We start from the raw sequence: 12235 nt of genomic DNA on the forward strand, positions 1-12235 counted from the left end.
CTAAAAACAAGCGAATCGAAAAATATAAAGAAAAATGGTGTGCATAGAAAAACGGCCACAAAATGTGGCCGTTCATCAGCCCCTCGTTTTAAATATTTCACCTGTCTACTTGACAGGGGGCATATCATTTAGGGGTGGTTTTTTCTATGTAGGGTCAGTGACAGATCAAATACATAAATGTCAGTAACGCCAGAATAAACATTCCAAAGGCCATCAGGTCTTTAAAATCGAAATGTTTCATAGACATCACCTCCATTCTGATAGAGAATAATAATAGAATGAAGGCCAACGCCACCCTGCAACACGGTTGTTCCTTTTTTAGTATATCACATCCAGAAAAATACAACGATAATAGGTTGTAAAAAAAACATAAAATATTTGTTTTCATCGCTTCATATCATAATCAATCGATTCATAATTAAATCCCTTAACAATCATTCATTCTTTCTCATACCGCCTTCCTTTTTGCACGCAAACGTTTGAGTAAAAACTTCGCAAATTCCCTCTGAAATGTGGTAATATAAAGTCATTGAAGTACGCAAAAACATAAAAGAAACAAAATGAAGAAAGGTGGAAAAGCATGGCGGAAAATGTTTTGATTGTCCATGGAGGCGGACCGACAGCGGTTATCAATTCTTCCCTTTACGGAGTCATAGAGGAAGCGAAGAAGATTGGAAAAATTGATAAGGTTTATGCGGCAATCGGGGGAAGTGAAGGGATTTTGAAGGAGCGCTTTTTAAATCTACTGGAATTTCCGGAAGAGAAGCTGAAGCTGCTTTTGGAAACTCCTGCTACGGCGATCGGATCGTCCCGGTATGCGCTGGAGCAGGAAGATTATGAGGCCATGGTCGGTATTTTTAAAAAGCATGAGATTAAGTATGTGCTGTTAAACGGTGGAAACGGAACCATGGATACGTGCGGACGTATTTATGAGGTTTGTAAGGACGAGGATATCCGCGTCGTTGGAATTCCCAAAACCATCGATAATGATATTGCAATTACAGATCACACGCCGGGGTTTGGAAGCGCGGCGAGATACATAGCGGCTACGACCGCCGAGGTGGGCGTGGATGTAAAATCTCTTCCAATTCACGTATGCATCATTGAGGCCATGGGACGGAATGCCGGCTGGATCACCGCGGCTTCTGCGCTGGCCAGGAAAAAACCGGGGGATGCCCCACATCTGATCTATTTGCCGGAAAGACCTTTTAACGAGGCGGAGTTCTTAGAAGATGTAAAACGGCTTCATGAAGAGAAGGGCGGAGTGGTAGTCGTAGTCAGCGAGGGCCTGAAAAATGAAGCGGGTGAGCCCATTGTTCCTCCAATCTTTAAGACGGAGCGGGCAACCTATTATGGAGATGTCAGCGCCTATCTGGCCGAGCTGGTTATTAAGAAACTGGGAATCAAGGCGAGAAGTGAGAAACCGGGCATCTGCGGAAGGGCTTCGATCGCATGGCAGTCTCCAGTGGACCGGGATGAGGCGGTTTTGGCGGGAAGCGAGGCATTAAAAGCGGCAGTTGCCGGTCAGAGCGGCGTTATGGTTGGATTTATTCGTGATGAAGAGGCGGAGAAGATTGACGGCGTATATCGCATGCATACAGAGATGATACCGATTAAAGAAGTCATGATGTATGAGCGTACCATTCCGGAATCCTACTTAAATGAGCGCGGCAACGATGTGACAGAGGAGTTTATCCGCTGGTGCAGACCTTTGATTGGACCGGAACTGAGAGACTTTTTTGACTTTAACATTACTAGTGAGAATTAAGAAATAGGATGAGCAGTGTACTCAGCACTGAAAACAAGGAGGGTATTTCATGAAACATATTTTTTTGAATTTGAAACGGTTTGACATCCCCAAAGAATACGGCGGGGTAAACAGCATTGCTCCGATCGGAGAATGGGGAAGCTTTATTGTCTCCAATACACAGGAGCAGCTAAAAAAGTACGCCGGAGAAGACGTGGAATTTGCCATGTATTTTCCAGAGGCACACTTGATTCCCGCTGTGGGAGCGCTGTGTGAGAACAGTCCGGTTAAAGTGGGATGCCAGGGCGTATACCGTGATGATACGGCGGTTGGGGGCGGTTTTGGCGCTTTTACGACGAACCGGACCGCGAACGCGGCAAAAGCCATCGGCTGTACCACGACAATCATCGGTCACTGTGAAGAGCGAAAAGACAAGGCAGGAATCCTTGCGGAAGCCGGCGTCACAGATACAAAGGCAGTGAACCGTCTGCTGAATCAGGAGATAAAAAAGGCTGTTTCTTCCGGTCTTTCTGTGCTATACTGTATCGGAGAGTCTTCTGAAGAGCAGGAGAGATGGAAAGAGGTATTAAAAGAGCAGATTGATATCGGTCTGGAGGGTGTGGAAAAAGATCTGGTTACCATTGCCTATGAACCAATTTGGGCTATCGGACCGGGAAAGATTCCGCCGGATAAAGACTATATCACCATGATCGGTACCTATATAAAGGAAATCACCGAAGGCTGCGACGTTGTGTACGGAGGCGGATTAAAGGTGGATAACGCAGAGATGCTGGCTTCCGTGCCGGTAATGGACGGTGGTCTCATCGCATTGACCAGATTCCAGGGAGAGATCGGTTTTTATCCGGAGGAATATCTGGAGATCATTAAGACATACATGGGACATTAACACTGTAATGAGAAAGCAGGAGGAAATTATATGAAATTATCATTTGAATACGGTGCTGGCCTTATGGCAGCAGAACTTCCCGATACAACTGACATCTTTATTCCGGGCGAGACCGTGCCGGATCCGGCATGCATACCGGAGGACCGTCTGATTGAAGAGACTTTAAAGTCCATCAGGAACCCAATGGGAATGGAACCGCTCTCTGAGCTGGCTCATAAGGGATCCAAGGTTACCATTATTTTTCCGGACCGTGTAAAAGGCGGTGAGCAGCCGACGTCCCACCGCAAGATTTCCATTAAGCTGATTCTGGACGAACTGTATGCGGCTGGTGTTGAGAAGAAGGACATTTTACTGATCTGTTCCAACGGTCTCCATCGGAAGAATACGGAACAGGAGATACATAATATTCTGGGCGACGAGCTGTTCCATGAATTTTGGCATACGCACCAGATTATCAACCACGACAGTGAGGATTACGATCATCTGGTAGATTTGGGAACCACGGACAGAGGTGACCCGGTTCTGATGAACAAGTACGTCTACGACAGTGATGTTGCGATTCTGATCGGCCATACCCAGGGCAATCCTTATGGCGGATATTCAGGAGGATACAAGCACTGTGCGACGGGAATTACCCATTGGCGCTCCATCGCCTCCCACCATGTGCCGGAGGTTATGCACCGGAAGGATTTTACTCCGGTAAGCGGAAAGTCCCTTATGAGAACGAAGTTCGATGAGATCGGACAGCACATGGAGAAATGCATGGGCAAGAAGTTCTTCTGCTGTGATGCGGTTCTCGATACAAAGTCCAGACAGATCGAGATCAACAGCGGATATGCAAAGGTTATGCAGCCTCATTCTTGGATCACGGCAGACAAGAGAACGTACGTGCCGTGGGCAGAGAAGAAGTACGATGTCATGGTATTCGGTATGCCTCAGTTCTTCCATTACGGGGAAGGCATGGGAACCAATCCGATTATGCTGCTTCAGGCTATTTCCGCCCAGGTAATCAGGCATAAGAGAATTATGAGCGATAACTGTGTGATTATCTGTTCTTCTCTCTGCAACGGATACTTCCACGATGAACTGTGGCCGTATACAAGGGAAATGTATGAGATGTTCCAGCATGACTTTATGAATACACTTCCTGATATGAACCGCTACGGCGAGTATTTTGCAACCAATGAGGAGTATATCAGAAAGTACCGCTACTGCAACGCATTCCATCCGTTCCACGGATTTTCCATGATCAGCTGCGGCCATATTGCAGAGATGAATACCTCCGCAATCTACCTCTGCGGCGCTCAGGATCCGGGCTATGCAAGGGGAATGGGGCTTAAGACGAGAGCGACTATTGAAGAGGCGCTGGAGGATGCAAAGAAGAAATTTGTAGGACCGAATCCGAATATTCTTGCGCTTCCACAGACATTCAAGCTGGGAGCTGTACATCTGATGATGAAGGATGATGTGTATGAGGGAAAGGGTGCAGAAGATTGTGCCTGTGCAGCTCATATGCACCATTAATAGAATTGTGATGTGTGCAGGAATAAAATGATTCCTGATTCATACAACGACGGAACGGCCTTACAGCGGCAGGACTTTGCGGCTGGCAGGCCGTTCTGAGCGATGCCCGGCGCTCTTTGGAATATCATGGAGACAGGGCATTGGCTGTACCGTTAACAGAGTTTATGGAAGGAGGTTTTACAGTGAGAACATTGATCAAAAATGCATCTGTGTACCACAACCATCGTTTCGAGGCGCTGGATCTTCTCCTGGAGGACGGAAGGATTTCCCGAATGGGCGGCTGCGAGGGAGAGAGATGTGATGAGGTGATTGATGCCGGAGGAAAACGGGTGGTTCCGGGATTTATCGATATTCATACTCATGGAGCAGTCGGTGTGGATGTCAATGGAGCGGATGCGGACGGCTTTGAGAAAATCTGTCGTTTCTTTGCTTCACAGGGAACGACCAGCTGGCTCTGTTCTGTTCTTACGGACACGAAGGAGCAGACGATGCATGCCATCCAGATGTATAAAGAGTGGAAAAATACGGAGCATCACGGTGCAAATCTCATGGGAATCCATCTGGAAGGGCCGTTCTTATGCCCGGCTTATAAAGGCGCCATGCCGGAACACCTTTTAAAGAAGCCGGATATGGAGCTTCTGAAGGCGTATCAGGAGGCGGCGGAAGGAGAGGTACGCTATATCACGGTTTCTCCTGAGGTGGAAGGCATTGTTGATTTTATTCCCTATATTAAGAGTCTGGGGATTCAGGTGGCTATCGGTCATTCGGGGGCAGATTATGATACGGCGCGGCGAGCAATACAAAACGGTGCGTTGGGAGCCACACATACCGGCAACGCCATGAAGCTTTTACATCAGCATTTTCCGGCCATCTGGGGAGCAGTACTGGAAGACGACGAGGTGTACTGTGAAATGATCTGTGACGGAAGACACCTTCATCCGGGAACTGTCCGTTTTATCATAAAGATTAAGGGCCTGGACCGTGTGATTGCGGTCACGGATTCCATCATGGCAGCCGGACTTCCGGATGGTAATTACAAGCTGGGAGTGAATGATGTAGTCGTTGTGGATGGTGATGCCAAGCTGGTTTCCGACGGAACCCGTGCAGGCAGTACGCTGACAACCGGAAAAGCACTGAAGAATCTTCTGGAATTTACAGGACGTTCTCTGACGGATATTCTCCCGATGCTGACGGAGAATCCTGCCAGACTGATCGGTGTTTATGACCGGGTAGGTTCTATTGAACCCGGTAAGGACGCAGACCTTGTATTTTTGGATGAGGACTGCAGTGTTGTGCGTACCTTTGTTAAGGGAAAAGAGTGTCAGTTCAGCATTGCGGAATGAATGGTGTTACTGACGGCAAATGCATAAAAATGAGTAAGAAAGAGACGGTTAGATAATGAGTGGATATCTTTATATTTTATTCTGGATTGTCAGCTTCGGGGCATCTATAGCGGGAGCGATCTGTGGAATTGGCGGTGGCGTTATCATTAAGCCTACGCTTGACGCGTTTGGAGTATTAAGCGTTTCAACCATCAGTTTTGTGTCAGGCTGCACGGTGCTGGCGATGACCTGCTACTCGGTAATTAAGGGTAAGATGAGCGGGGAATCACTGATTGACATGAAGACAGGGACCCCGTTAGCGATAGGTGCCGCCATCGGAGGCGTAGTTGGAAAATCCATGTTCCAGGCGCTTTCCAACATGTTTGCGAATAAAGATATGGTGGGGGCTGTACAGGCGGGATGTCTGCTCATTATCACACTGGGAACGCTGATTTATACACTGAAAAAAGATAAGATAAAAACGCTTCATGTGACAAATGCAGTAGTATGCATTATCATCGGCGTAGTACTGGGGATTTTCTCCTCCTTCCTGGGAATTGGCGGAGGCCCCATCAATCTGGTTGTTCTGTTTTATTTCTTCTCCATGGAGACAAAGACAGCGGCCCAGAACTCCCTGTACATCATCCTCTTCTCCCAGATCACGAGCCTGATCAATTCCCTGGTCACCAGAACAGTACCGGAATTTACGATATGGCTTTTAGCCCTCATGGTCATCGGCGGCATCCTGGGAGGCATGAGCGGCCGCAGCATCAATAAGAAGATCGATTCCAAGGTAGTAGATAAGTTATTCATCTTTTTAATGATAGTCATCATCTTTATAAACATTTATAATATTTATCAGTTTGCACGTTAGCAATGAGCAGTGCGAAAAAAGCCGAAGGTAAATTTGTGTTGTGCTCGCACATAAGCAAATTTACCTTCGGCTTTTTTCATAGGGCGAAGCCCGTGACCGAAGTGAAGCGGAGCGGAACTGAGGTGCACTGCGGACTGGCGGGCAGCGAAGCGGAACTGAAGTGCACTGCGGACTGGCGGGCAGAGATCCAAGCCGGAGCGAAAATCCAAGCCACATTGCAACACACAAAGCAGACATTATTCACGTGAAAACGTGCATCAGGAAAGGAGATGCGATGGAACAGGTATTGATTGTAGTCTTTTCCTCCTTTTGCGGAGGACTTGTGCAGGCGGTTACAGGATTTGGCGGAGCAGTCATCATCATGATTTTTCTGCCTCTTATTTTAAATATGACGGCGGCGCCGGCACTCAGCGATGTCATCACCATGACGCTGTCATTTTCCATGTTCTGGAGGTACCGCAAATCGGTACGCTTTAAAAGTATTGTAATTCCCGCTGCTGTTTATCTGATTTCCAGTACCCTGGCGATTCACGGCTCCGCCTTTATCGATGCAGGAAAACTAAAAGGAGTTTTTGGTGTGTTTTTGATCATACTGTCAGTGTACTTCTTTGGATTTTCCGGAAAACTATCCGTGAAGCCAACACTTTTTATGAAGTTCGGATGCGGTGCGCTGGCTGGTATCTGTGGTGGTTTATTTGGAATCAGCGGACCGCCGGTCAGTCTGTTTTATCTGGCCGCGACGGATACGAAGGAAGAGTATTTGGGGACTTTAAACGCATTTTTTTCATTTACTGTCATTTTTAATTTGATATCCAGGATTTACAACGGCTTTCTGACGGTATCGCTGGTGCCGCTTATGGGTGTGGGAATTGCCGCCATTTTAACCGGCTGTGTTCTTGGAAGCAGGATTGTCAAGAAGATCAATATCGATGTGATGAGGAAATGCGTGTACGGATTTATGGCGTTTGCCGGGATGGTGATTGTGGTTCAGGGGATTCTGAGATGAACGGTGTTGCTAATGATAGCTTACCGCAAGTCAGAATAGTAACTTATTGGTTTATACAGAGAGAAAAAGGGTATTGACAATTCGTGTGAAGTATGGTAAATATGTATTATACACACGAGTTTATAAAAAGTTAATTGTGCAAAGTGCCAATATAATTCAAGCCTTTCCCACAATTATTACTATATTCTATTTCCTTACATAATTCCAATGGAAATGGCAAACTGTGAATGAGCGGATGTCTAATTCTATGGTAACAGTATTCACTGTCCGTGCCAGGCCCGTCAGCAAAGCCACACGCATGATCCACTCTGCCGCCGCATTGCAGACGTACACCTGACGCGGATATCAAGCACGGTTACTGTGTTGTTTTTTCAGTACTAGAAAGAGTTAATTATAAATTGAGCAGACAGAACCTGGTTGATTCCTTAGAGCAGCTGTCAAAAGACAATTTTCAGCCAATGCACGAAACGATAAGATTCAGACAGTTCACGAAGGGGAAAAGGATCTGGCACAGAAGCGTATAGGAAAAATAAAATGGCTTGCCATTTTATATAAACAATATACACACGTGTGTATATGCGCGACAAACAAAAACGGGGTACAGTACTAAGAAAGAGAGGGGATTTACATGAAGAAACGAAGATGGATGGCACTTGCACTCGCCTGCACGATGATTTTTACAGCAGGATGTCAAAAAGGGGGAAAAGAGACTGCTGAAGTACCAGGAAGTCAGGAAACAAAAGTAAGCGAAACGGAGATGGCAAAAGCAGAGGATTCAAAGGCAGAAAATTCTGTAAGTCAGGAGGAGCCGGTTACAATTAAGTTTGCCAATTATGCGGTTCTGGAAGAAGGAAACAGCGCTTTCTGGGAAAAGATCAAAACAGATTTTGAAACTGAGAACCCTAATATAAAAATCGAGTGGATCACTGCACCATTTGGGGAAATGGTACAGCAGGTCATCAATATGGCAGGGGGAGGCGAGTATGTCGACCTGATTTTCGGTGAATTGGACTGGACTCCGACGCTGGCGGATTCGGGAATTGCATGTCCGGTATCGGACATTATGCCGCAGGAATATCTCGAAGATTTTTACCCTAATGTTTTGGAGGCGCATTCGATTGATCATGTACTCTATTCGCTTCCATTATATGTAGGACCGTATATTCTGTATATTAATAAGGATTTGTTTGAACAGGCCGGACTGGATGCAGCCAATCCTCCGACCACCTATGAAGAGATGTTGGAGTGTGCCGAGAAGCTTTCGCAGCTAAAGGATGCGGATGGGAATCAGGTATATGCATTTGGACAGACCACGGCATCGGTGCCGGTGTCTGGTGCTTCGCTGACAAGCATGGTATTTAATTTTGGAGGTCAGGTGCTTGATGAAAACGGAAAGTTAAGCTGTGATAACGAAGGATTTAAACAGGCATTTGAAATGCTGAAGCTTTTGGATGAGAAGGGATATAATCCACAGAATGCGAAACTGAAGGATTTAAGAAACTTATTTGCGCTGGGAAGACTCGCTATGTATTACGACCAGTCATGGGGATTTGCAGGAATTAAACCAATTAATCCGGAGGCGGAAGCATTTACGGTTACCGCAAAACCTTTAAAAGGAGGCAGTGGCACGGGACAGAGTATTTTGCAGTCTCATTGTCTGATGATGGTGGATAATGGAGAAGCACGTAAAAAAGCCGTGGAAAAGCTTGTTGAATATATTATAACAAATGATAATTTAAGTTACCGTATGTCCAATGAAACACTTGCATATCCGGCTAAGAAATCCATGGAACACGCAGTGGATGACAGTCTGATCTTAAAGGGAGCAGCTGGTTCCGAGGCTAATACGAAAACTCAGGTTTTCATTCCTCAGAACAGTGATTTGAATCTGGAACTTTGTGCATTGGCTCAGGCTGTGACGGTCGGAAAGACAGATGTGGACAAGGCGATTGCAGATTTCAAGAAGGCCGCGGAAATGATTCTTGATTAAGTGTGTCCAGAGAGGATTAGATATGAAAATTGGGATAACAAAAGAAGAGGCAAGGCAGTTGTCAGCCCTGTATAAAAGCCAGCTCTCGGAGATTATGGAAGAGTGGGCGGAGCATTCTGCAGATCCGTCCGGCGGATATTTAACAGACTTCGGAGAAAACTGGAAACTGGTTTCCAGACGAAGGAATATATGGGCTCAGGCACGTCAGACCTACATGTTTGCTGCCTATTATGAATATTCAGGACGCGAGGAAAAGTGGCTCTCACTGGCAAAGGCAGGACGAGATTTTCTGGTTTGCCATGCTTATGCGGGGGAAGGGCGATGGAACTATGAGGTGTCAGAGAATGGGGAAGAGGTGATTGAAGGGACGACTTCCATCTTTACGGACTTGTTTGCCCTGATTGCGTTAGCACAGTATGCATCTGCATCGGGGGATCAGACGGATTATGACCTGATTCGAAAAACATTTGACAGTGCGAGAAATCATATCATGGATCCTGAATTTCGGGATATAAAACCACACGTGTGGCAAAACGGAATAGAGAGACATTCCCCGTATATGATTGCGGTTCATTCTTCAATGGTAGCGGAGAAAGTTCTGGGAAAAGAGGTGACAGGACCGTTTATTGATTTCTGTATCAGAAAACTGTTGTATTTCTTTGGGAAAAATGAAAGCGGTTATCTGTTGGAAAGTCTTAAAGAAGATGGATCCGTATGGGATACTCCGGAAGGGCGCATTGTCAATCCGGGGCACATTTTCGAAGGCATGTGGTTCTGCATCGATTATGCCAGGGATACAGATGACGCTGTGATTTCGCGTGCGCTTACTATTATACAGGAAACAGCGAAAGCAGCAGTTGATCGGACGCATGGGGGTGTGATTCACCGGTTTGACTGCTATGGAAAGGAGGGAGAGGACACGTTAAAGACGGATACGGGAGAGCTCAGGGCAGATGACAAAGTGGACTGGGTGAACTGTGAGAGTCTTTATGCGTTTGCGCTTGCCGCTGTGCTGACTGGGGAGGAGACTGCCATAGAGCAGTTTCGTCAGCTCCATCAGTTCTGCCAGACGTATTTTAAGCCTGAAGAAGGGGGAGACTGGTATCCTGTGTTAAAGCGGGATGGGACGCCGCTTCGTAAAAACAAAGGAGGGAAGCACCGGGTAGCGTTTCATGTGCCGCGTGCTCTGATGAATCTCAGTATACTGTTTGAAACTGTGAGTTGATCTGTGTTTAGAAAGGAGAAGGAAACTTATGATAAAGAGGAGGATGTCAGTATTTCTGCTTGCCTGCTTACTGGTGTTGACGACAGGTTGTGCAAAAAGTCAGTCCACACAGGAGATCAGTACGGATTCCAGTGAAGTGACAACAGAGAGTATACCGGAGAGTATACCGGAGACCAATACTTCGGAAGCAGATTCGGAGGTTCCTGTCACCATTAAAATTGCAAACTATGCAGTACTGGAAAAAGGGTACGAGGAATTCTGGCAGAATGTAAAAACAGGATATGAGTCGAAATATCCTAATGTGACTGTAGAATGGGTAACGGCACCCTATGGAGAGATATTAAATCAGGTTATAAACATGGCTGGAGGCGGAGACAAGGTAGACTGTGTATTTGGTGAAGATATCTGGATTCCGTCGCTGGTTGAGGCTGGCCTGGCGGCTCCAATGGATCAGGTACTTGATTCGGATTTTCTAAACGACTACTATCCTAATGCATTAGCGGCTCATTCTATGGATGGTACCGTATATGCAGCTCCGCTGTATTTGACGCCGCCGGTATTATTTTATAACAGGGAACTCTTTAAGGAAGCCGGACTTGATCCGGAGAAGCCGCCGAAGACGTATGATGAGATGATGGGAATGGCGGAAAAGCTGTCACAGTTAAAATCATCTGACGGCAACAAGGTATATGCGTTCGGATTTCCAACCGGATCAGTGATTGTAGTTGGCTCTTATCTGCAGGGACTCATAAAAAATTTCGGCGGTGAGATTCTGGATGCTGACGGGAAGCTGGATATGAAAAATCCTGGTTTTATCCAGGCTTTTGAATTCTTGCAGGAATTGGATGAAAAGGGCTATAATCCTCAGAATGCGAAAGCAAAGGATTTAAGAAATCTTTTTGCACTGGGACAGCTGGCCATGTATTATGACAAGACAGGCGGAATCAATGGAGTAACATCCATTAATCCGGCGGCAGCGGATTTTACAGCTACTGCATGTCCATTGGCCGGAGGAGAGGGGAGCGGCGAGACGGTTTCACAGTCTCACTGTTTTATCGCGATTGACAATGGTCCGGAGAAAAAAGAGGCAGTGAAGAATTTTATCCAATACGTGATTACTCCGGAAATAATGGAGGATTATATGACGAATATTGCACCGGCATATCCGGCTAAGAAAGCTATGGAGCATATGGATGGAGTGAATAACAGTGCCTTTCTGGCAGGTGCCAGAGATACGGTAAACCACCTCTCACCCAGCTTGATGTTTCCGACCGTGGCAGATTTTAATCTGGAACTCTGTGCGCTGGCTCAGGCAGTGACAATGGGAGATGAGGAGGTTTCGGCGGCAGCGGCAGATTTTGAGAAATCTGTTCAGCCATTGCTGCCATAAGAATAAGACAAAGGTGTCACTGGTTTTCAGGCAGCAGCACGCGAACGATGGGGTTCTTTCTCGGCTTTGGGTGCTGCTGCTTTTATTATGTAAAAGTGCTCCTGTTACATAATAAGTCCTCCGGGCAGGAGGCGCACTCCGCGCTGAGGAAGTATGGTTGCTGAAGCAACCGCGCTCCGGCGAGGGAGTCCGGTTCGCGGACTCTTCATTTTTTGCTGGTAACCGTTCAGCATTCGTTTCCGGAAGTCAC

Annotated in this window: 9 protein-coding genes; all 9 read left to right on the forward strand. The window is 46.5% G+C overall.

The features are described from left to right. Positions 1–580 precede the first annotated feature (580 nt). The 9 genes from NE473_RS10355 (at position 581) to NE473_RS10395 (ending at position 11985) form a co-directional block, all read left to right on the forward strand. A complete protein-coding gene (locus NE473_RS10355; RefSeq protein ID WP_055649621.1) occupies positions 581–1768 on the forward strand; it encodes a diphosphate--fructose-6-phosphate 1-phosphotransferase in 1188 nt (395 codons plus the stop codon). Between the two features lie 49 nt (positions 1769–1817). After that, positions 1818–2654 (forward strand): triose-phosphate isomerase, encoded by an 837-nt coding sequence (locus NE473_RS10360; RefSeq protein WP_022030664.1) that lies wholly within the window; start codon positions 1818–1820, stop codon positions 2652–2654. Positions 2655–2684: 30 nt separating this feature from the next. After that, complete coding sequence (locus NE473_RS10365) at positions 2685–4178, forward strand: lactate racemase domain-containing protein (RefSeq protein ID WP_006774256.1); 1494 nt, start codon at positions 2685–2687, stop codon at positions 4176–4178. Positions 4179–4360: 182 nt separating this feature from the next. Beyond that, positions 4361–5521 carry an N-acetylglucosamine-6-phosphate deacetylase gene (gene nagA / locus NE473_RS10370; protein WP_055649713.1) on the forward strand — a complete coding sequence of 387 codons (1161 nt, stop codon included), beginning with the start codon at positions 4361–4363 and terminating at the stop codon, positions 5519–5521. Positions 5522–5576: 55 nt separating this feature from the next. Then, positions 5577–6374, forward strand: coding sequence for a sulfite exporter TauE/SafE family protein (locus NE473_RS10375; RefSeq protein ID WP_055649622.1), 798 nt, complete (start codon positions 5577–5579; stop codon positions 6372–6374). Positions 6375–6648: 274 nt separating this feature from the next. After that, positions 6649–7380 carry a sulfite exporter TauE/SafE family protein gene (locus tag NE473_RS10380; protein WP_055649624.1) on the forward strand — a complete coding sequence of 244 codons (732 nt, stop codon included), beginning with the start codon at positions 6649–6651 and terminating at the stop codon, positions 7378–7380. A 628-nt stretch (positions 7381–8008) separates the two neighbouring features. Then, positions 8009–9370, forward strand: a complete 1362-nt coding sequence (locus NE473_RS10385) for an ABC transporter substrate-binding protein (protein ID WP_055649625.1) — start codon at positions 8009–8011, stop codon at positions 9368–9370. Between the two features lie 22 nt (positions 9371–9392). Beyond that, complete coding sequence (locus NE473_RS10390; RefSeq protein ID WP_055649626.1) at positions 9393–10595, forward strand: AGE family epimerase/isomerase; 1203 nt, start codon at positions 9393–9395, stop codon at positions 10593–10595. Positions 10596–10623: 28 nt separating this feature from the next. Continuing rightward, positions 10624–11985, forward strand: coding sequence for an ABC transporter substrate-binding protein (locus NE473_RS10395; RefSeq protein ID WP_022033076.1), 1362 nt, complete (start codon positions 10624–10626; stop codon positions 11983–11985). Positions 11986–12235: the final 250 nt, after the last annotated feature.

This window comes from Hungatella sp. SL.1.14 (assembly GCF_024460495.1).
Lineage (GTDB): Bacteria > Bacillota > Clostridia > Lachnospirales > Lachnospiraceae > Hungatella > Hungatella hathewayi.

Bases quoted from the DNA above. Each gene is read 5' to 3' on its own strand.
- NE473_RS10355 (WP_055649621.1), top strand. From the start codon at position 581: ATGGCGGAAAATGTTTTGATTGTCCATGGAGGCGGACCGACAGCGGTT.
- NE473_RS10395 (WP_022033076.1), top strand. From the start codon at position 10,624: ATGATAAAGAGGAGGATGTCAGTATTTCTGCTTGCCTGCTTACTGGTG.
- NE473_RS10385 (WP_055649625.1), top strand. From the start codon at position 8,009: ATGAAGAAACGAAGATGGATGGCACTTGCACTCGCCTGCACGATGATT.
- NE473_RS10365 (WP_006774256.1), top strand. From the start codon at position 2,685: ATGAAATTATCATTTGAATACGGTGCTGGCCTTATGGCAGCAGAACTT.
- NE473_RS10360 (WP_022030664.1), top strand. From the start codon at position 1,818: ATGAAACATATTTTTTTGAATTTGAAACGGTTTGACATCCCCAAAGAA.
- NE473_RS10390 (WP_055649626.1), top strand. From the start codon at position 9,393: ATGAAAATTGGGATAACAAAAGAAGAGGCAAGGCAGTTGTCAGCCCTG.
- NE473_RS10375 (WP_055649622.1), top strand. From the start codon at position 5,577: ATGAGTGGATATCTTTATATTTTATTCTGGATTGTCAGCTTCGGGGCA.
- NE473_RS10380 (WP_055649624.1), top strand. From the start codon at position 6,649: ATGGAACAGGTATTGATTGTAGTCTTTTCCTCCTTTTGCGGAGGACTT.